Genomic DNA, 18,780 nt, shown 5'->3' on the forward strand with positions numbered 1-18,780 from the left:
CTTTAGCTGAGGTCGCGGTGGCGAACCTGGACATTCTTCAGGGATTGTTGCAGGAGCTGACCGAGGCGTTCGGTCAGGTAGACGGAGCGGTGATGACCGCCGGTACAGCCGATGGCGATCGTGACATAGGCGCGGTTGCTCGCGGCAAAGCGGGGTAGCCATTTGAGCAGGTAGCTGGAGATGTCCTGGTACATTTCCTCGACGTCCGGCTGTGCGGCCAGGTAGTCGATCACCGGCTGATCGAGCCCGGACTGCTCGCGCAGTTCCGGTTTCCAATAAGGGTTGGGCAGGCAACGCACATCGAACACCAGGTCGGCGTCTACCGGCATGCCACGCTTGAAGCCGAACGACTCCACCAGGAACGCCGTGCCCGGCTCCGGTTGGTTCAGCAGGCGCAGCTTGATGGTGTCGCGCAACTGATACAGGTTCAGGTGCGTGGTGTTGACCTTCAGGTCCGCCAGGTCGGCGATCGGCCCCAACAGCTGGCTTTCATCCTCGATGGCTTCGGCCAGGGAGCGGTTGGCGTTGCTCAGCGGGTGACGCCGGCGGGTTTCGGAAAAACGCTTGAGCAGCGTCTCCTCATCGGCATCCAGGTACAACACATCGCATTGAATATGCCGGCTGCGCACTTCCTCCAGCAGTTCGGGAAAGCGCGACAGATGGCTCGGCAGGTTGCGCGCATCGATGGACACCGCCACCAGCGGCTGCGCCAGCTCGGTGTGGATCAGGGCGCGCTCGGCCAGTTCCGGCAGCAGGCCGGCGGGCAGGTTGTCGATGCAATAGTAGCCGCTGTCCTCAAGCACGTTGAGGGCCGTGCTTTTACCGGAGCCGGAGCGGCCACTGACGATGATCATGCGCATGTTTAATGACCGTTCTGCTCGTCCAGGACCACCTGGTACAGAGCTTCGTTACTCGGCGCGCTGCGCAGTTTTTCGCGCACTTCCTTGCGGTCCAGCATGCTGGCGATCTGGCGCAGCAGCTCGAGGTGCGCATCGGTCGCCGCTTCCGGAACCAGCAATACGAACAGCAGGTCGACCGGGGCGCCGTCGATGGCGTCGAAATCTATGGGGGCTTCAAGGTGCAACAGTGCGCTGATGGGCGCGGTACAACCCTTGAGGCGGCAATGGGGAATGGCGATGCCGTTGCCAAAACCGGTGGAACCGAGTTTTTCACGGGCAACCAGCGCCTCGAAGACGTCCTGCATTCCCAGATCCGGCACTTCGCGGTGGATCAGGTTGGCAGTTTGTTCGAGGGCTTTCTTTTTACTGCCGCCCGGCGCGTTCACTAGGGAACGGCCGGGGGTCAGGATCTTTTCTAGTCGGATCATGGATTGGGGGGGTTAACGACCGGTTGCGCCCTGGAGGAGGCTCTGGGTCTTTTCCTTATGCTTTTTGAGTTGGCGATCCAGCTTGTCGGTCAGCAGGTCAATCGCGGCATACATGTCTGTGTGCTCTGCGTTGGCGACCACTTCTCCGCCGGGGATATGCAGCGTGGCTTCGATTTTCTGCAGCAGCTTCTCGACGTTCATCGTGACTTGCACGTTGGTGATCTTGTCGAAATGCCTCTCCAACCGGTCGAGTTTTTCGCCGATGTAGGTGCGCAGGGGTTCGGTCACTTCCAGTTGGTGTCCACTGATGTTGACTTGCATACAGCTTCTCCTTCGTTGCCAGTGCATAAAGCGGCAGGCAGAAATGCCTGCCACTGGAACGCTGTGGCGTGGCCTGTTACATCAACCGCTTGCGTTCGCTCGAAGGCGCGATCCCGAGGGATTCGCGGTATTTGGCGACGGTACGGCGGGCCACCTGAATGCCTTGTGCCTCCAGTAAACCAGCGATCTTGCTGTCACTCAACGGCTTTTTCTGATTTTCCGCAGCCACCAGTTTTTTGATGATCGCGCGGATGGCCGTGGACGAGCATTCGCCGCCTTCGGAGGTGCTGACATGGCTGGAGAAAAAGTATTTCAATTCATAGATGCCCCGGGGGGTATGCATGAATTTCTGGGTGGTCACCCGGGAAATCGTCGACTCGTGCATGCCCACTGCCTCGGCAATGTCATGCAGGACCAACGGTTTCATCGCCTCATCGCCGTACTCCAGGAAGCCGCGCTGATGCTCGACGATCTGGGTGGCCACTTTCATCAGGGTTTCGTTGCGGCTTTGCAGGCTCTTGATGAACCAGCGGGCTTCCTGCAACTGGTTGCGCATGAAGGTGTTGTCGGCGCTGGTGTCGGCGCGCTTGACGAAGCCGGCGTACTGGGCGTTGACCCGCAGCTTGGGCACCGACTCCTGGTTGAGCTCCACCAGCCAGCGATCGTTGTGCTTGCGCACGATCACGTCGGGCACCACGTACTCAGGCTCAGTGGATTCGATCTGCGAGCCGGGGCGCGGGTTGAGGCTCTGTACCAGCTCGATGACCTGGCGCAGCTCATCTTCCTTGAGCTTCATGCGCCGCATCAACTGGCTGTAGTCGCGACCGCCCAGCAGGTCGATGTAATCGGTGACCAATCGCTTGGCTTCGGCCAGCCATGGCGTCTTGGCAGGCAACTGGCGCAGTTGCAGCAGCAGGCACTCGCCCAGGTTGCGGGCGCCGATGCCGGCCGGCTCGAATTGCTGGATGCGATGGAGGACGGCTTCGATCTCGTCCAGCTCGATGTCGAGTTCGGGGTCGAAGGCTTCGAGGATCTCTTCGAGGGTCTCGTCCAGGTAGCCCTGGTTGTTGATGCAGTCGATCAGGGTCACGGCGATCAGGCGATCGGTGTCGGACATCGGCGCCAGGTTCAGTTGCCACAGCAGGTGGCTTTGCAGGCTTTCGCCGGCCGAGGTGCGGGTGGTGAAGTCCCACTCGTCGTCATCGCTGCTGGGCAGGTTGCTGGCGCTGGTCTGGTAGACGTCTTCCCAGGCCGTGTCCACGGGCAGCTCGTTGGGGATGCGCTCGTTCCATTCGCCATCCTCGAGGTTATCCACCGTCGGGGCGGCTTCCTGGTAGGACGGTTCCGGGATCTCGGTATTGGTCTTCTGCTCGACGTTGTCGGCCAGCGGATCGGTGTTATCGAAGTCGTCGCCTTCTTCCTGGCGTTCGAGCATCGGATTGGACTCCAGGGCCTCCTGGATTTCCTGTTGCAGGTCCAGGGTCGACAATTGGAGCAGGCGGATGGCCTGTTGCAGCTGCGGTGTCATCGTCAGCTGCTGGCCCATTCTCAAGACTAGCGATGGTTTCATGGCAGGGGCTTAACACCTTATTCGCCGGCGCACATGCGCCATCCACTACAGGGCGCCGGAGCGCCAAACTTAAGCAAATTATATGCCTGAAACTGAAGTGTTTGCCTAGAGCGTCGCCATAATAAAATTAAACGACGCTCGGGCAATTCGCCAGACACGTGTGCTTACAGACGGAACTCATGGCCCAGGTAAACTTCCTTGACCAGGTCGTTGGCCAGGATCGCGGCGGAGTCACCTTCGGCGATCAATTGGCCGTCATTGACAATGTAGGCGGTTTCGCAGATATCCAGGGTCTCGCGCACGTTGTGGTCGGTGATCAGCACGCCGATGCCCTTGGCCTTGAGATGATGGATGATCTGCTTGATGTCGCCCACCGAGATCGGGTCCACGCCGGCGAACGGTTCGTCGAGCAGGATGAACTTCGGTGCGGTGGCCAGGGCGCGGGCGATTTCCACACGGCGCCGTTCGCCACCCGACAGGCTCATGCCCAGGTTGTCGCGAATGTGGTTGATGTGGAATTCCTGCAGCAGGCTTTCCAGTTCCTGGCGACGGCCGGCCTTGTCGAGCTCCTTGCGGGTCTCGAGGATCGCCATGATGTTGTCGGCAACCGACAGTTTGCGGAAGATCGACGCTTCTTGCGGCAAATAGCCGATCCCGGCCTTCGCCCGGCCGTGCATCGGCTGGTGGCTGACATCCAGGTCGTCGATCAGCACGCGCCCCTGATCGGCCTGGACCAGGCCGACGATCATATAGAAGCAGGTGGTCTTGCCCGCGCCATTGGGGCCGAGCAGGCCGACGATCTGGCCGCTGTCGATGGACAGGCTGACATCACGCACGACTTGCCGGCCCTTGTAGCTCTTGGCCAAGTGCTGGGCTTTCAGAGTTGCCATTACTGGGCCTTCTGCTCGGTTTTCTTTTTAGGCTGGATCACCATGTCGATCCGCGGACGCTGCTCGGTCACTTTGCTGCCGGTGGCGCGGCCGGCGCTGGCCAGTTTCTTGACGGTGTCGTAGACGATTTTTTCGCCCTGGGTGACGTTGTTGTCCTTGTCGACGACCTTGGCACGGTCGATCAGGACCACGCGATCCTGGGCGGCGTGGTACTGGATAGTCACCCCGTAGCCTTGTACCGGCTTGGTATCGCCCGCAGTTTGCAGTTGCTCGAAATAGGCCAGGTTACCCACCGAGGTCACCACATCGATATCGCCGGTCGGGGTGCGGGTGATGGTCACGGTGTTGCCGGTGACCTTCATCGAACCCTGGGTGATGATCACATCACCTTTATAGGTGGCGACGCCATTCTTGTCGTCGAGTTGGGCGTCGTCGGCCTGGATGCGGATAGGCTGATCGCGGTCGTTGGGAAGAGCCCAGGCGCTCGCGCTTCCCAGTGCTGCGCCCAGACTGAGCAAAATAGGGAGGGTTTTAGCGAGCTTCATACTGTCCTCTTACGTTCGATAGCAGGTGTATCCTGCTTTCCTTCAAATACGCTTTCATTCCCGTGCCGGTCGATACACCCCCGGCGCCGTCGATTCTAACGGGTTGCTCGGTCTGCGCATATTCTTGCTGTGGGAACACGGTCATGCGTGTGCTGGTGATGATGGTCGTGCGGTTTTTCTCGTCGGTTCGGGCGACGCGTACCGAGTCGATCAGTTCCACTTCGGTGCCGCCGGAATTGACTTCGGCGTGCTCGCTCTGCACGTGCCACGGGAATTCGGTGCCGCGGAACATGTTCAGGTCCGGCTTGGTGACCAATGTAATGTCAGTGGCTTTTACGTGGTCAACCTTGTCGGACGTCATCTCATATTGCACTTTGCCGTCGGGCAAGTACTGCAGGGTATGGGTGTTGGTCGCATACCAGTCGATCCGTTCCTCGACCTGGGCCGCGGGTCGGTCGAGAAACCGTTCGGGGCTGATGTTCCAATAGCCCACCGCGGCGAAAATCGCCGCGATACAGGCAAACACCACAACGGTGCGAATCTTTTTGCTCAGCATAAATGGCTCACAGGTACGCGGCGTTGGCCGCTTCGAGGCGGCCCTGGGCGCGCAGGATCAGTTCACAGAATTCGCGGGCAGCACCTTCGCCGCCTCGCGCCGTGGTGATGCCGTGGGCATGCTCGCGCACGAAGCTGGCCGCGTTGGCGACCGCCATGCCCAGGCCGACCCGGCGAATCACCGGCAGGTCTGGCAGGTCGTCACCGAGGTAGGCCACCTGTTCATAGCTTAGGTTGAGTTGACCCAGAAGCTCGTCCAGCACCACCAGTTTGTCTTCGCGCCCCAGGTAAAGATGCGGGATGCCGAGGTTCTTCGCACGCCGTTCGACCACCGGGGTCTTGCGGCCGCTGATGATAGCCGTCTGTACGCCGGCGGCCATCAACATCTTGATGCCTTGGCCGTCGAGGGTGTTGAAGGTCTTGAATTCGCTGCCGTCTTCGAGGAAGTACAGGCGGCCGTCGGTCAGCACGCCGTCCACATCGAACACGGCCAGCTTGATGGCTTTGCCACGTTGCAACAGGTCTGTGTTCATTTACATGACTCCCGCACGCAGCAGATCGTGCATGTTCAGGGCGCCCACTGGCCGGTCTTCGTCATCGACGACCACCAGGGCGCTGATCTTGTGGTCTTCCATGATTTTCAGGGCCTCGGCGGCGAGCATCTCGGCGCGGGCGGTCTTGCCGTGGGGCGTCATGACTTGCTCGATGGTCGCGCTGTGGATGTCGATGGTGCGGTCCAGGGTGCGACGCAGGTCGCCGTCGGTGAAGATTCCGGCGAGCTTGCCGTCGGCTTCGAGAATAACCGTCATGCCCAGGCCCTTGCGGGTCATCTCCATGAGCGCGTCCTTGAGCAGCGTGCCTCGCACGACCTGTGGCAGTTCCTGGCCGGCGTGCATCACGTTTTCGACTTTCAGCAGCAGGCGACGGCCGAGGGCGCCACCGGGATGGGAAAAGGCGAAGTCTTCCGCGGTGAAGCCCCGGGCTTCCAGCAGCGCCACGGCCAGGGCGTCGCCCATGACCAGGGCCGCGGTGGTGGAGGAGGTTGGCGCCAGGTTCAATGGGCAGGCCTCGTGCTCGACATGCACATTGAGGTTCACTTCGGCGGCCTTGGCCAGCGGCGAGTCGGGGTTGCCGGTCACGCTGATCAACTGGATGCCCAGGCGCTTGATCAGCGGCAGCAGGGTGATGATTTCGTTGGTGGAGCCGGAGTTGGACAGGGCCAGGATGATGTCGTCCCGGGTGATCATGCCCATGTCCCCATGGCTGGCTTCGGCCGGATGGACGAAAAAGGCCGTGGTACCGGTGCTGGCGAGGGTGGCGGCAATCTTGTTGCCGATGTGCCCGGACTTGCCCATGCCGACCACGACGACGCGGCCCTTGCTGGCCAGAATCATCTCGCAGGCGCGTACGAAATCAGCGTCGATATGGGGCAGCAAGCCTTGCACGGCTTCGAGCTCGAGGCGGATGGTACGTTGTGCCGATTGAATCAGGTCGCTGGATTGGCTCATGTCTGAAATCGTATAGCCCGATGAAAAGGCGGCGATTATAGCGGTAATGAACAATTCCCTCACGTAAGTTCGTCATGCTTTGTTCAAGGGGCCGCAACGTTTGACATAAAATGTGGCTTTTACCTTAAGCCAGGCTTAACGGGCGGGGCGTTGGCCTTGGGCGCTTGGCTGTTGCAGTGATATAGTTCGCCGCCGGTTCGCGTGCCCGGCGGTACCGGCGCTTGTCGGCTGCCCAGGGCATTCGAATGTGAGGCTGCATCGCAAGGAGTTTAGATGAGTGCCGACAACGCCTACGCGGTCGAGCTGAAGGGACTGTCCTTCAAGCGAGGGACGCGCAGCATTTTCAATGACATCGATATTCGCATACCACGGGGCAAGGTCACCGGCATCATGGGGCCCTCCGGGTGTGGCAAGACCACGCTGTTGCGGCTGATGGGCGCGCAGCTGCGTCCCAGCGCCGGCGAAGTCTGGGTCAATGGCCAGAATCTTCCCCAATTGTCTCGCAGCGACCTGTTCGATGCGCGCAAGCACATGGGCGTGCTGTTCCAGAGCGGCGCGCTGTTCACCGACCTCGATGTGTTCGAGAACGTGGCGTTTCCGCTGCGGGTCCATACCGACCTGCCGGAAGAGATGATCCGCGACATCGTCCTGCTCAAGTTGCAGGCCGTCGGGCTGCGTGGCGCCATCGACCTGATGCCGGACGAGCTGTCCGGCGGCATGAAGCGGCGGGTCGCGCTGGCGCGGGCGATTGCCCTCGATCCGAAGATCCTCATGTACGACGAACCCTTCGTCGGCCAGGACCCGATCGCCATGGGTGTGCTCGTACGCCTGATCCGCCTGCTCAACGATGCGCTGGGCATCACCAGTATCGTGGTCTCCCACGACCTGGCCGAAACCGCCAGCATTGCCGACTACATCTATGTGGTCGGCGATGGCCAGGTGCTGGGGCAGGGCACACCGCAGGAACTGGCGGATTCGGACAACCCGCGTATTCGCCAATTCATGAAGGGTGATCCGGACGGGCCGGTGGCGTTCCATTTTCCGGCCACGGATTACCGTACCGATCTGCTGGGGAAGCGCTGATGCGCAAGAAATCACTGTTGGAAAGAATTCGTCTGTTCGGTCGCTCCGGCATCGATGTGGTGGCGGTGCTGGGCCGTTCCTCGTTGTTCCTGATGCACGCCTTGCTCGGTCGCAACTCGACGGGCGGCGGCTTTGGCCTGCTGGTCAAGCAGTTGCACTCGGTGGGCGTGATGTCCCTGGTGATCATCGTGGTCTCCGGGATCTTCATCGGCATGGTGCTGGCGCTGCAGGGCTTCAGCATTTTGTCCAGCTACGGTTCGGAGCAGGCGGTGGGGCAGATGGTCGCCCTGACGCTGCTGCGTGAGCTGGGCCCCGTGGTGACTGCGCTGTTGTTCGCCGGGCGAGCCGGTTCGGCGCTGACGGCTGAAATCGGTAACATGAAATCCACCGAGCAGTTGTCCAGCCTGGAAATGATCGGTGTCGACCCGCTCAAGTACATCATTGCCCCGCGCCTGTGGGCCGGCTTCATTTCCCTGCCGGTGCTGGCGATGATTTTCAGCGTCGTGGGGATCTGGGGTGGCTCCTGGGTGGCCGTCGACTGGCTGGGGGTCTATGAAGGCTCCTACTGGTCGAACATGCAAAACAGCGTCGACTTCCTCGACGATGTCCTCAATGGCGTGATCAAAAGTGCCGTGTTCGCGTTCGTCGTGACCTGGATCGCCGTGTTTCAAGGCTATGACTGTGAGCCCACTTCAGAGGGGATCAGCCGTGCCACAACCAAGACCGTGGTGTACGCCTCGCTGGCGGTCCTGGGCCTTGACTTTATTCTGACCGCCTTGATGTTTGGAGATTTCTGATGCAAAACCGCACCCTGGAAATCGGTGTCGGCCTTTTCTTGCTGGCTGGCATCCTGGCTTTGCTGCTGCTGGCCTTGCGGGTCAGTGGCCTGGCGCCGACGGCAAGCACCGATACTTATAAACTTTATGCCAACTTTGACAATATCGCCGGTTTGACGGTCAGAGCCAAGGTGACCATGGCCGGTGTGACCATCGGCAAGGTCACGGCAATCGATCTGAACCGCGAGGATTTCACCGGTCGGGTGACGCTGCAGCTGGAAAAGCGCGTGGACAACCTGCCGACTGACTCCACGGCATCTATCCTCACGGCCGGACTGCTGGGCGAGAAATACATTGGCATCAGCGTGGGAGGGGAAGACACCGTGCTCAAGGACGGCGGCGTCATCCATGACACGCAGTCGTCCCTGGTGCTCGAGGACCTGATCGGTAAATTCCTGCTCAATACCGTTAGCAAAGACGCCAAATGAGGAGCTTTTGAATGATCTCTATCTTGCGACGTAGCCTGTTGGTGCTGCTCGCGGCGCTGCCGTTGATGGCCAACGCCGTGGCCGCGCCTTCGGCCCATGACATCATCCAGGACACGACCACCCGGTTGTTGGCGGACCTTGCCGCCAATAAAGAGAAGTACAAGCAGGACCCCAGCGCGTTCTATGACGCGCTGAACGGCATCGTCGGCCCTGTGGTGGACGCCGATGGCATCTCCAAGAGCATCATGACCGTCAAGTACTCGCGCAAGGCAACCCCGGCGCAGATGACCCGCTTCCAGGAGAACTTCAAGCGCAGCCTGATGCAGTTCTATGGCAACGCCTTGCTCGAATACAACAACCAGGGCATCACCGTTTCCCCGGCCAAGGACGAAAGCGGCACCCGCACCAGTGTCGACATGCAGGTCAAGGGCAACAACGGCGCGGTCTATCCTGTGTCCTACACGCTGGAGAAGATCAACAGCGAGTGGAAAGTGCGCAACGTGATCATCAACGGCATCAACATTGGCAAGCTGTTCCGCGATCAGTTCGCCGACGCGATGCAGCGCAATGGCAACGACCTGGACAAGACCATCGACGGTTGGGCCGGTGAAGTCGCCAAGGCCAAGGAAGTGACCGAAGAAGCCAAAGAGAAGCAGGAACAATGATCGAGTCGGTGAGTGAGTCGGCCGTTCGTCTGGGCGGCGCCGGTGAGCTGCTGCTCAGTGGCGTGCTGGACTACCGCACCGGCCCGGCCTTGCGCAAGCAGGGCCAGGCGCTGATCAAGTCCGTCGGTGCCGCCGAGGTGGTCATTGACTGCTCGGCGGTGCAGAAGTCCAGCAGTGTCGGCTTGTCGCTGCTGCTGTGCTTCATGCGGGACGCCAAGGCGGCCGGCAAAACGTGGAGCATCCGTGGGATGCCCGAAGACATGCGCGAAATAGCCCAGGTCAGCGAGCTGACCGAGCTGTTGGCGCACTCCTGACCACATTGTTGGAAAAGTCCCCCCGTCAGAGTCCTGCTTCGCGGGGTTCGCAGGCGCGGGGCTTTTTTGTATGATGTGCGACCCGCGCGCACAGGGCGCCGATTGAGGTTGAGCATGCAGGCTGTAGAAGTGAAGAGCTTCCTTGAAGGAAAGCTGCCTGGTACGCAGGTGGAAGTTGAAGGCGAAGGCTGCAACTTCCAGCTGAACGTGATCAGCGATGAACTGGCGGCATTGAGCCCAGTGAAGCGCCAGCAGAGCATCTATGCCCATTTGAACCCATGGATTGCCGATGGCAGCATCCACGCGGTCACGATGAAATTTTTCAGCAGCGCGGCCTGGGCCGAGCGCACCTGAGCCCAAGGGCCTCGAGATTCTTATGGATAAACTGATTATTACCGGCGGCGTTCGTCTTGATGGCGAAATCCGTATTTCCGGGGCAAAGAACTCCGCCCTGCCAATCCTGGCCGCAACCCTGCTGTGCGATGGTCCTGTGACCGTGGCCAACCTGCCGCACCTGCACGACATCACCACGATGATCGAGCTGTTCGGCCGCATGGGCATCGAGCCGGTGATCGACGAGAAGCTCAGCGTCGAGATCGACCCGCGCACCATCAAGACCCTGATCGCCCCGTACGAGCTGGTGAAGACCATGCGTGCGTCGATCCTGGTACTGGGCCCGATGGTCGCCCGTTTCGGTGAAGCCGAAGTCGCCTTGCCTGGCGGTTGCGCCATCGGCTCGCGTCCGGTGGACCTGCACATCCGCGGCCTGGAAGCCATGGGCGCGGTGATCGACGTCGAAGGCGGCTACATCAAGGCCAAGGCGCCGGAAGGCGGCTTGCGCGGCGCGCACTTCTTCTTCGATACCGTCAGCGTGACCGGTACCGAGAACATCATGATGGCCGCCGCACTGGCCAAGGGCCGTAGCGTGCTGCAGAACGCTGCCCGCGAGCCTGAAGTGGTCGACCTGGCGAACTTCCTGATCGCCATGGGCGCCAAGATCAGCGGTGCCGGCACTGACACCATCACCATCGACGGCGTCGAGCGCCTGCATTCGGCCACCTACAAGGTGATGCCCGATCGGATCGAAACCGGTACCTACCTGGTGGCCGCTGCCGTTACCGGTGGCCGCGTCAAGGTCAAGGACACCGATCCGACCATCCTCGAAGCCGTCCTGGAGAAGCTCAAGGAAGCCGGTGCCGAAGTCACCTGCGGCGAAGACTGGATCGAAGTGAACATGCACGGCAAGCGGCCCAAGGCTGTCAACGTGCGGACCGCTCCATACCCGGCGTTCCCGACCGACATGCAGGCGCAGTTCATCTCCCTCAACGCCATTGCCGAAGGCACGGGCGCGGTCATCGAGACGATCTTCGAAAACCGCTTCATGCACGTCTACGAACTGCACCGCATGGGCGCCAAGATCCAGGTCGAAGGCAACACGGCCATCGTCACTGGCACCGAGAAGCTCAAGGGCGCGCCAGTCATGGCCACCGACCTGCGGGCGTCGGCCAGCCTGGTCATCTCGGCCCTGGTTGCCGAAGGCGATACCCTGATCGACCGCATCTACCACATCGACCGTGGCTACGAGTGCATCGAAGAAAAACTGCAGATGCTCGGCGCCAAGATCCGCCGCGTGCCGGGCTAGTTCCGGCTGCATGGGCGCAGGGACGCGTCCGTTGATTTCGTTTTATCGAGGGTGTTTGCACCCTCGATGTGTGTCCGGCGCCGTTTGCGACCGGGCATGAGTACCTTGATAAGGACTGACGTTTCCCATGTTGACCATCGCACTGTCCAAGGGCCGCATCCTTGACGACACCCTGCCGCTTCTGGCTGAAGCGGGCATCGTGCCGACCGAGAATCCGGACAAGAGCCGCAAGCTGATCATCCCCACGACCCAGGCCGACGTGCGCTTGCTGATCGTGCGTGCCACCGATGTGCCGACCTATGTGGAGCATGGTGCCGCCGACCTGGGCGTTGCCGGCAAGGACGTGCTGATGGAATACGGCGGCCAGGGCCTGTACGAGCCCCTGGACCTGCGGATCGCCCGTTGCAAGCTGATGACCGCCGGTAAAGTCGGCGCGCCGGAGCCCAAGGGGCGTTTGCGCGTGGCGACCAAGTTCGTCAACATTGCCAAGCGTTATTACGCCGAGCAGGGCCGTCAGGTCGACATCATCAAGCTGTACGGTTCGATGGAGCTGGCGCCGCTGATCGGCCTGGCGGACAAGATCATCGACGTGGTCGACACCGGCAACACCCTGCGGGCCAACGGTCTGGAACCCCAGGATTTCATTGCTGACATCACCTCCCGGCTGATCGTCAACAAGGCGTCGATGAAAATGCAGCATGCTCGTATCCAGGCTCTGATCGATACCCTGCGCAAGGCAGTGGAATCGCGACACCGCGGCTGATTCACCTGCGCGACCTTGAGTCGCGCCCGTCTATCCGTGTCATAGCCAATTTTCTCAGGTGCCCACGCGAATGGACTGGTAGCTTAGGGCGCCTGAGCATTTGCCATTAATGAGGCCCTCGCTATGACCGCTCCCACTTCGATTCGCCGACTCAACGCTGCCGATCCGGATTTCGCACATCATCTGGATCATCTGCTGAGCTGGGAAAGCGTGTCTGACGACTCGGTCAATCAGCGGGTGCTGGAGATCATCAAGGCTGTGCGCGAGCGTGGCGATGCGGCACTGGTGGAATTCACCCAGAAATTCGACGGCCTGCAAGTGGCGTCCATGGCCGACCTGATCCTGCCGCGCGAACGCCTGGAACTGGCCCTGACCCGGATCACCGTGCCCCAGCGCGAAGCCCTGGAAAAAGCCGCGTCGCGGGTACGTGATTATCACGAAAGGCAGAAACAGGACTCCTGGAGCTACACCGAAGCCGACGGCACGGTGCTGGGCCAGAAAGTCACGCCGCTGGACCGCGCCGGCCTGTACGTGCCGGGCGGCAAGGCGTCGTATCCATCCTCGGTGCTGATGAACGCCATCCCGGCCAAGGTCGCCGGCGTGACCGAAGTGGTCATGGTCGTCCCGACCCCGCGGGGTGAAATCAACGAACTGGTGCTGGCCGCCGCCTGCATCGCCGGGGTGGACCGGGTATTCACCATCGGCGGCGCCCAGGCCGTGGCTGCGCTGGCCTATGGCACCGAAAGCGTGCCACGGGTGGACAAGGTGGTCGGGCCGGGCAATATCTATGTCGCCACCGCCAAGCGCCACGTGTTTGGCCAGGTCGGCATCGACATGATCGCGGGCCCTTCGGAAATCCTCGTGGTGTGCGACGGCCAGACCGATCCGGACTGGATCGCCATGGACCTGTTTTCCCAGGCCGAGCACGATGAAGACGCCCAGGCGATCCTGGTCAGCCCGGACGCCGAGTTCCTCGACAAGGTCGCCGCCAGCATCGACAAGCTGCTGCCGACCATGGACCGCGCCGAGATCATCAACACCTCGATCAACGGCCGTGGGGCGCTGATCAAGGTCGATGACATGGCGCAGGCCATCGAGGTCGCCAACCGCATCGCGCCGGAACACCTGGAATTGTCCGTTGCCGATCCGCAAGCCTGGTTGCCACAGATCCGCCACGCCGGCGCGATCTTCATGGGCCGCCACACCAGCGAGGCACTGGGCGATTATTGCGCGGGGCCCAACCACGTGTTGCCGACTTCCGGCACCGCCCGCTTTTCGTCGCCGCTGGGGGTGTATGACTTCCAGAAGCGTTCGTCGATCATCTTCTGCTCCGAGCAGGGTGCTTCCGAACTGGGCAAGACCGCCTCGGTGCTGGCCCGTGGCGAATCGCTGAGCGCCCACGCCCGCAGCGCCGAGTACCGTATTCTTGATGAGCAATCCGTTGAAGGGCAGGGGAACTGAAATGAGTAAATTCTGGAGCCCGTTCGTCAAGAACCTGGTGCCCTACGTGCCGGGCGAGCAACCGAAGCTGACCCGGTTGGTCAAGCTCAACACCAACGAGAACCCCTACGGCCCATCGCCCAAGGCCCTGGCGGCGATGCAGACCGAACTGAACGACAACCTGCGCCTGTATCCGGACCCCAACAGTGACCTGCTCAAAGGCGCCGTGGCCCGCTACTACGGCGTGCAGAGCAACCAGGTGTTCCTGGGTAACGGCTCGGATGAAGTGCTGGCACACATCTTTCACGGTCTGTTGCAGCACGACCAACCGCTGTTGTTCCCGGACATCAGCTACAGCTTCTATCCGGTGTATTGCGGGTTGTACGGCATCCAGTTCGACGCCGTGCCCCTCGACGCACAGTTCCGGATCGATCCGGCGGACTATGCCAAGCCCAACGGCGGGATCATTTTCCCCAACCCGAACGCGCCGACCGGCTGCCTGCTGGCGCTGGAGGCGGTCGAGCGGATCCTCAAAGCCAGCCCGGATTCGGTGGTGGTGGTCGACGAGGCCTACATCGACTTCGGCGGCGAGACGGCCATCAGTCTGGTGGATCGTTATCCGAACCTGCTGGTGACCCAGACATTGTCCAAATCCCGCTCGCTGGCGGGGCTGCGCGTGGGCCTGGCGGTGGGCCATCCGGACCTGATCGAAGCGCTGGAGCGGATCAAGAACAGCTTCAACTCCTACCCGCTGGATCGCCTGGCGAACGTCGGCGGCGCGGCGGCGTTCGATGATCGCGAGTATTTCGACCGGACCTGCCGGTTAGTCATCGAGCACCGTGAATGGGTCGTGGCCCAATTGGAAGCCAAGGGCTTTGAAGTGCTGCCCTCGGCGGCCAACTTCATCTTCGCCCGCCACCCCCGGCACGATGCGGCAGGGTTGGCGGCGAAACTGCGGGAGCAGGGAGTGATCGTGCGGCACTTCAAACAGGAGCGGATTGCCCAATTCCTGCGGATCAGCATTGGCACACCGGAGCAGAACCAGGCCCTGATCGAAGCCCTCGGCGAACTCTGAAACCTTGCATTGACCCTGTGGGAGCGAGCTTGCTCGCGAAGGCGTAGTGTCAGTCACTTCAAGGTTGGCTGAACTGACGCTATCGCGAGCAGGCTCGCTCCCACAGTTGTTTTGGGGTGTTCGCAATATCGGCGTTCCAGCGCCAATTCCCTGTGGGAGCGAGCTTGCTCGCGAAGGCGTAGTGTCAGTCGCTCCAAGGTTGGCTGAACTGACGCCATCGCGAGCAAGCTCGCTCCCACAGTTGTTTTGGGGTGTTCGCACTATCGGCGTTCCAGCGCCAGTCCCCTGTGGGAGCGAGCTTGCTCGCGAAGGCGTAGTGTCAGTCACTTCAAGGTTGGCTGAACTGACGCTATCGCGAGCAAGCTCGCTCCCACAGTTGTTTTGGGGTGTTCGCACTGTCGGCGTGTCACCGCCAATCCCTTGTGGGAGCGAGCCTGCTCGCGAAGGCGTAGTGCCAGTCACTTCATGGTTGGCTGAACTGACGCTATCGCGAGCAGGCTCGCTCCCACAGTTGTTTTGGGGGGCGCACTATCGGCGTTCCAGCGCTAATCCCCTGTGGGAGCGAGCTTGCTCGCGATGGGGCCTTCGGATCAGACCCTGAACTGATTGATCAACCGCCGCTGCTGCTCCGCCAGTTTGGTCAGTCCGGCGCTGGCCGCGCTGGATTCGTCGGCGCCGCTGGCCACTTCGTTCGCCACTTGCCCTATGTTGATCACGTTGCGGTTGATGTCATCGGCCACGGCGCTTTGTTCCTCGGCGGCGCTGGCGATCTGGGTGTTCATGTCGTTGATCACCGACACGGCCTGGGTAATCGTTTCCAGGGCCTGGGCCGCTTTCGCCGCATGCTGCACGCTTTCATCGGTACGGTGCTGGCTGTCTTCCATCACCCGCACCACATCCCGGGTGCCTTGTTGCAGTTGCTGGATCATCGCCTGGATTTCTTCGGTCGCCTGCTGCGTCTTCTGCGCCAGGTTGCGCACTTCATCGGCGACCACCGCGAAACCACGGCCCTGTTCACCGGCCCGGGCCGCTTCGATGGCCGCGTTGAGGGCCAGCAGGTTGGTCTGCTCGGCGATCCCGCGGATGGCGGTGAGGATCGCGTTGATGTTCTCGCTGTCCTTGGCCAGGGTCTGCACCACGCCCACCGCCTTGCCGATCTCCACGGCCAGGGCACCAATGGAGGTGGAGGTGTCCCGGACGATCTGCATGCCCTGGCTGGCAGCCTGGTCCGCATGACTGGCGGCCTGGGCCGCTTGGGTCGCGTTGCGGGCCACGTCCTGGGCGGTGGCGGTCATTTCGTGCACCGCAGTGGCGACCTGATCGATCTCGGACATTTGCTTGTGCACACCCTGGTTGGTGCGGATCGCAATATCGGCGGTGTGCTCCGATGAATCGCTGACGCTCTGCACCGAGGTCACCACTTGGGTGATCATGCCCTGCAACTTGCTCAGGAAGGTGTTGAAGCCCCTGGCGATCGCCCCCAACTCATCGGCGCGGTCGCTCACCAGGCGACGGGTCAGGTCGCCTTCGCCCTGGGCGATGTCATCGAGCATCGCCACCATTTGCTTGAGTGGCCGGGCAATGCCATGGCCCACCAGCCAGATCACCAGCAGACCGATGCCGGCAATCACCAGGCCCACCATCGCCATGCCGAAGATATCGGCCTGGCGCTGATGGTCGAGGTCTTGCTGCAAGGCTTGCAGGTCGGCCATGACCGCATTCAGCGGCAACTGCAGCATCAGCGTCCAGCGGGCGTTGGTCTCGCCGATGCCGAACGGCATGTACACCTCGATATGCCCGTGTTCTTCGTCGATGTCGTAGCGCACCTCGCCGACGCCCAGCTTGGCCAGGTTGTCCAATTCGCTGGCATCCAGCAGGTCGCTGGCCTTTTCCCCGAGTTTGCTCGGGTCCTTGGTGAAAGCCACCAGCCGGTTGTTGCTCGAGAGCAGGGCCATTTCTCCGGCGCCGTCGTACAGCTTGCCATCGGCGGCCACGAGCATGTCCTGGATGAAGTTCACCGACAGGTCGGCGCCGACGATGCCCTGGAACTTGCCATCGATCATGATCGGTTCGATGAACGAGGCGAGCATGGTCATCGTGCTGCCGACGCGATAGGGCGCCGGGTCGATCACGCAGGCTTTCTTGCTGTCCTGGGAGCACAGGTAGTACTCACTGGCGCGGATGCCGGTGGAGAGCAGTTTCTGGTCGGTCACGTCGGCGAGTTTTTCCAGGCCCAGGGAGCCGTCCTGGTTGCGAAACCACCACGGCAGGAAACGCCCGTTGGTTTCCATGCCCACCACCGGGCTGTTCACATAGCTGGCGTCGTCGTGGTCGATGGCGTTCGGCTCCCAGGCGATGTAGGCGCCGAGGATCTTCGGGTTGCGCACCACGGTTTCCCGCAGCAGGCTGATCATCTGCTCGCGGGGCACCTTCAGTTGCGGGTTGCCGTCCGCGCCGTTGATGCCCATCAAGGCATTCGTGGTGGCCAGGCCGCGGGCGAGCAGCAGTGGGGCTTCCAGTTCCCGTTGGATCAGGCTGGCCTGGGTGCGCGCCAGGGCACTGAGGCGTTGTTCGATGAGTTGCTCGAACTGCGCCTTGGTGCGCTGTTGCACCATCTCCTGGGTGCGGGCGCCAGCAAACAACGCGTACAGCACAAGGGCGCCAACCACACTGAGCACGATGGCGCCGGCCAGGGCGGCCACGGAAAACTGGATCGATTTGAATTTCATAAAGGCTCCGGCCGCGGAAATGACGTCTGGGCTCTTTATCGGCGTTTCTGTGGCGCGGCATGAGACGCTGTTCGTCGGGTGACTCTTATAGCTGCGTGGGTGTCGCAAATGGACACGGTGGAATCTGTCCGAAAAAACGCTAATCCCTCGTTGTGTATCTGGCGCCGATACAAATCAAGGCCTAGGATACGCCCACGTTTCCAGGGAGCTTCTTTTACATGAACAAGACATTGATGGTGAGTGCTCTGAGCGCGGCGCTGCTGCTCGCCGGTTGCCAGTCGGTCAACACCACCAGCGGCGGAGCCGTGGGTGTGGAGCGCAAGCAGTACATGTTCAGCATGCTGTCGACCGACGAGGTCAACCAGATGTACGCCCAGTCCTATCAAAAGACGATGGGTGAGGCCAAAGCCCAGGGTGCGCTGGACAAGACCAGCAACGATGCCAAGCGCATCCAGGTCATTGCCGATCGCTTGATTGCCCAGGCGCCGGTGTTCCGCCCGGATTCGGCCCAGTGGAACTGGGAAGTGAACCTGATCAAGAGCGATGAACTCAACGCCAATTGTGGCCCTGGCGGCAAGATCATGTTCTACACCGGCCTGATCGACCAGTTGAAGCTGACCGACGCTGAAATCGCCGCGATCATGGGCCACGAAATCGCCCACGCCCTGCGCGAGCACGGGCGCGAAGCGATGTCCAAGGCCTATGGCATCGAGATGGCCAAGCAGGGCGCCGGTGCCTTGTTCGGCCTCGGCCAGGACAGCCTGGCCTTGGCCGACACCGTCGCCAACTACGGCATGACCTTGCCCAACAGCCGTGGCAACGAGAACGAAGCCGACCTGATCGGCCTCGAACTGGCCGCCCGCGCCGGCTACGACCCGAATGCGGCGATCACCCTGTGGAACAAGATGGCCAAGGCTTCCGAAGGCGCGCCGCCGGAATTCATGAGCACCCACCCGTCGTCGAGCAGTCGTATCGCTTCGCTGCAAGCGGCGATTCCGAAGGTGATGCCGCTGTATCAGCAGGCCAAGAAGTAAGCATTGTCATGTGGTGAGGCTTGCCGGCCTCATCGCGAGCAAGCTCGCTCCCACA

Annotated in this window: 21 protein-coding genes and 1 pseudogene; 11 read left to right on the plus strand and 11 right to left on the minus strand. The window is 61.5% G+C overall.

The window, feature by feature from the left end; translation table 11 throughout:
• Positions 1-2: 2 nt before the first annotated feature.
• The 9 genes from rapZ to J4E63_RS24825 all read right to left on the minus strand — a co-directional run bounded on the left by rapZ (position 3) and on the right by J4E63_RS24825 (position 6,716).
• Positions 3-860: an RNase adapter RapZ gene (gene rapZ, locus J4E63_RS24785; RefSeq protein WP_018613998.1), complete on the minus strand. Its 858-nt coding sequence runs from the start codon at positions 858-860 to the stop codon at positions 3-5.
• A gap of 2 nt (positions 861-862) precedes the next feature.
• A complete protein-coding gene (ptsN, locus tag J4E63_RS24790) occupies positions 863-1,327 on the minus strand; it encodes a PTS IIA-like nitrogen regulatory protein PtsN (protein WP_060739159.1) in 465 nt (154 codons plus the stop codon).
• Positions 1,328-1,339: 12 nt separating this feature from the next.
• Positions 1,340-1,648 (minus strand): ribosome hibernation-promoting factor, HPF/YfiA family, encoded by a 309-nt coding sequence (hpf, locus tag J4E63_RS24795; protein ID WP_003178005.1) that lies wholly within the window; start codon positions 1,646-1,648, stop codon positions 1,340-1,342.
• A gap of 76 nt (positions 1,649-1,724) precedes the next feature.
• Entirely contained in the window at positions 1,725-3,218 is a 1,494-nt protein-coding gene (locus J4E63_RS24800) for an RNA polymerase factor sigma-54 (protein WP_072410874.1), read from the minus strand.
• Positions 3,219-3,382: 164 nt separating this feature from the next.
• Positions 3,383-4,108, minus strand: coding sequence for an LPS export ABC transporter ATP-binding protein (lptB, locus tag J4E63_RS24805; RefSeq protein ID WP_060739157.1), 726 nt, complete (start codon positions 4,106-4,108; stop codon positions 3,383-3,385).
• Complete coding sequence (lptA, locus tag J4E63_RS24810) at positions 4,108-4,653, minus strand: lipopolysaccharide transport periplasmic protein LptA (protein WP_092205006.1); 546 nt, start codon at positions 4,651-4,653, stop codon at positions 4,108-4,110. The genes lptB and lptA overlap by 1 nt, the downstream gene beginning before the upstream one ends.
• Complete coding sequence (gene lptC / locus J4E63_RS24815; RefSeq protein WP_207283625.1) at positions 4,640-5,209, minus strand: LPS export ABC transporter periplasmic protein LptC; 570 nt, start codon at positions 5,207-5,209, stop codon at positions 4,640-4,642. Before lptC ends, lptA begins: the two co-directional genes overlap by 14 nt.
• A gap of 7 nt (positions 5,210-5,216) precedes the next feature.
• Positions 5,217-5,741, minus strand: a complete 525-nt coding sequence (locus J4E63_RS24820) for an HAD family hydrolase (RefSeq protein ID WP_207283626.1) — start codon at positions 5,739-5,741, stop codon at positions 5,217-5,219.
• Positions 5,742-6,716 carry a KpsF/GutQ family sugar-phosphate isomerase gene (locus tag J4E63_RS24825; protein WP_060739153.1) on the minus strand — a complete coding sequence of 325 codons (975 nt, stop codon included), beginning with the start codon at positions 6,714-6,716 and terminating at the stop codon, positions 5,742-5,744.
• A gap of 273 nt (positions 6,717-6,989) precedes the next feature.
• Here J4E63_RS24825 and J4E63_RS24830 point away from each other — a divergent pair, with 273 nt between their 5' ends.
• From J4E63_RS24830 to hisC, 10 genes are all read left to right on the plus strand, one after another.
• Positions 6,990-7,799 (plus strand): ATP-binding cassette domain-containing protein, encoded by an 810-nt coding sequence (locus J4E63_RS24830; protein WP_092205009.1) that lies wholly within the window; start codon positions 6,990-6,992, stop codon positions 7,797-7,799.
• Entirely contained in the window at positions 7,799-8,596 is a 798-nt protein-coding gene (mlaE, locus tag J4E63_RS24835; RefSeq protein ID WP_046063856.1) for a lipid asymmetry maintenance ABC transporter permease subunit MlaE, read from the plus strand. The genes J4E63_RS24830 and mlaE overlap by 1 nt, the downstream gene beginning before the upstream one ends.
• Positions 8,596-9,063 (plus strand): outer membrane lipid asymmetry maintenance protein MlaD, encoded by a 468-nt coding sequence (gene mlaD / locus J4E63_RS24840; protein ID WP_003178020.1) that lies wholly within the window; start codon positions 8,596-8,598, stop codon positions 9,061-9,063. Before mlaE ends, mlaD begins: the two co-directional genes overlap by 1 nt.
• 11 nt (positions 9,064-9,074) lie before the next feature.
• Positions 9,075-9,728 (plus strand): phospholipid-binding protein MlaC, encoded by a 654-nt coding sequence (locus J4E63_RS24845; protein ID WP_060739150.1) that lies wholly within the window; start codon positions 9,075-9,077, stop codon positions 9,726-9,728.
• Between the two features lie 8 nt (positions 9,729-9,736).
• Positions 9,737-10,042, plus strand: a complete 306-nt coding sequence (locus tag J4E63_RS24850) for a lipid asymmetry maintenance protein MlaB (RefSeq protein WP_072410951.1) — start codon at positions 9,737-9,739, stop codon at positions 10,040-10,042.
• 114 nt (positions 10,043-10,156) lie between these two features.
• Complete coding sequence (locus tag J4E63_RS24855; protein WP_007953556.1) at positions 10,157-10,396, plus strand: BolA family protein; 240 nt, start codon at positions 10,157-10,159, stop codon at positions 10,394-10,396.
• 22 nt (positions 10,397-10,418) lie between these two features.
• Complete coding sequence (gene murA / locus J4E63_RS24860; RefSeq protein WP_018614024.1) at positions 10,419-11,684, plus strand: UDP-N-acetylglucosamine 1-carboxyvinyltransferase; 1,266 nt, start codon at positions 10,419-10,421, stop codon at positions 11,682-11,684.
• 127 nt (positions 11,685-11,811) lie between these two features.
• Positions 11,812-12,447, plus strand: a complete 636-nt coding sequence (gene hisG / locus J4E63_RS24865; protein WP_047228656.1) for an ATP phosphoribosyltransferase — start codon at positions 11,812-11,814, stop codon at positions 12,445-12,447.
• A 123-nt stretch (positions 12,448-12,570) separates the two neighbouring features.
• A complete protein-coding gene (gene hisD / locus J4E63_RS24870) occupies positions 12,571-13,908 on the plus strand; it encodes a histidinol dehydrogenase (protein ID WP_192261478.1) in 1,338 nt (445 codons plus the stop codon).
• Position 13,909: 1 nt separating this feature from the next.
• Positions 13,910-14,962 (plus strand): histidinol-phosphate transaminase, encoded by a 1,053-nt coding sequence (gene hisC, locus J4E63_RS24875; RefSeq protein WP_207283627.1) that lies wholly within the window; start codon positions 13,910-13,912, stop codon positions 14,960-14,962.
• 590 nt (positions 14,963-15,552) lie between these two features.
• Here hisC and J4E63_RS31410 read toward each other — a convergent pair.
• On the minus strand, positions 15,553-16,395 hold the full coding sequence (locus J4E63_RS31410) for a methyl-accepting chemotaxis protein (RefSeq protein WP_370873798.1): 843 nt from the start codon (positions 16,393-16,395) through the stop codon (positions 15,553-15,555).
• Positions 16,396-16,410: 15 nt separating this feature from the next.
• Positions 16,411-17,691, minus strand: a pseudogene (locus J4E63_RS31415) (HAMP domain-containing protein); the annotation flags it as partial.
• A gap of 218 nt (positions 17,692-17,909) precedes the next feature.
• Between J4E63_RS31415 and J4E63_RS24885 the strand changes: the two are divergent.
• A complete protein-coding gene (locus J4E63_RS24885; protein ID WP_060739146.1) occupies positions 17,910-18,725 on the plus strand; it encodes a M48 family metallopeptidase in 816 nt (271 codons plus the stop codon).
• Positions 18,726-18,780 lie beyond the last annotated feature (55 nt).

The organism is Pseudomonas sp. FW300-N2F2, assembly GCF_017351655.1.
GTDB lineage: Bacteria > Pseudomonadota > Gammaproteobacteria > Pseudomonadales > Pseudomonadaceae > Aquipseudomonas > Aquipseudomonas fluorescens_AA.

What these genes read in the sequence shown, in the direction of transcription:
- rapZ (WP_018613998.1), bottom strand. Translation starts at nt 860, where the DNA reads ATGCGCATGATCATCGTCAGTGGCCGCTCCGGCTCCGGTAAAAGCACG.
- ptsN (WP_060739159.1), bottom strand. Translation starts at nt 1,327, where the DNA reads ATGATCCGACTAGAAAAGATCCTGACCCCCGGCCGTTCCCTAGTGAAC.
- hpf (WP_003178005.1), bottom strand. Translation starts at nt 1,648, where the DNA reads ATGCAAGTCAACATCAGTGGACACCAACTGGAAGTGACCGAACCCCTG.
- J4E63_RS24800 (WP_072410874.1), bottom strand. Translation starts at nt 3,218, where the DNA reads ATGAAACCATCGCTAGTCTTGAGAATGGGCCAGCAGCTGACGATGACA.
- lptB (WP_060739157.1), bottom strand. Translation starts at nt 4,108, where the DNA reads ATGGCAACTCTGAAAGCCCAGCACTTGGCCAAGAGCTACAAGGGCCGG.
- lptA (WP_092205006.1), bottom strand. Translation starts at nt 4,653, where the DNA reads ATGAAGCTCGCTAAAACCCTCCCTATTTTGCTCAGTCTGGGCGCAGCA.
- lptC (WP_207283625.1), bottom strand. Translation starts at nt 5,209, where the DNA reads ATGCTGAGCAAAAAGATTCGCACCGTTGTGGTGTTTGCCTGTATCGCG.
- J4E63_RS24820 (WP_207283626.1), bottom strand. Translation starts at nt 5,741, where the DNA reads ATGAACACAGACCTGTTGCAACGTGGCAAAGCCATCAAGCTGGCCGTG.
- J4E63_RS24825 (WP_060739153.1), bottom strand. Translation starts at nt 6,716, where the DNA reads ATGAGCCAATCCAGCGACCTGATTCAATCGGCACAACGTACCATCCGC.
- J4E63_RS24830 (WP_092205009.1), top strand. Translation starts at nt 6,990, where the DNA reads ATGAGTGCCGACAACGCCTACGCGGTCGAGCTGAAGGGACTGTCCTTC.
- mlaE (WP_046063856.1), top strand. Translation starts at nt 7,799, where the DNA reads ATGCGCAAGAAATCACTGTTGGAAAGAATTCGTCTGTTCGGTCGCTCC.
- mlaD (WP_003178020.1), top strand. Translation starts at nt 8,596, where the DNA reads ATGCAAAACCGCACCCTGGAAATCGGTGTCGGCCTTTTCTTGCTGGCT.
- J4E63_RS24845 (WP_060739150.1), top strand. Translation starts at nt 9,075, where the DNA reads ATGATCTCTATCTTGCGACGTAGCCTGTTGGTGCTGCTCGCGGCGCTG.
- J4E63_RS24855 (WP_007953556.1), top strand. Translation starts at nt 10,157, where the DNA reads ATGCAGGCTGTAGAAGTGAAGAGCTTCCTTGAAGGAAAGCTGCCTGGT.
- murA (WP_018614024.1), top strand. Translation starts at nt 10,419, where the DNA reads ATGGATAAACTGATTATTACCGGCGGCGTTCGTCTTGATGGCGAAATC.
- hisG (WP_047228656.1), top strand. Translation starts at nt 11,812, where the DNA reads ATGTTGACCATCGCACTGTCCAAGGGCCGCATCCTTGACGACACCCTG.
- hisD (WP_192261478.1), top strand. Translation starts at nt 12,571, where the DNA reads ATGACCGCTCCCACTTCGATTCGCCGACTCAACGCTGCCGATCCGGAT.
- hisC (WP_207283627.1), top strand. Translation starts at nt 13,910, where the DNA reads ATGAGTAAATTCTGGAGCCCGTTCGTCAAGAACCTGGTGCCCTACGTG.
- J4E63_RS31410 (WP_370873798.1), bottom strand. Translation starts at nt 16,395, where the DNA reads ATGATCACCCAAGTGGTGACCTCGGTGCAGAGCGTCAGCGATTCATCG.
- J4E63_RS24885 (WP_060739146.1), top strand. Translation starts at nt 17,910, where the DNA reads ATGAACAAGACATTGATGGTGAGTGCTCTGAGCGCGGCGCTGCTGCTC.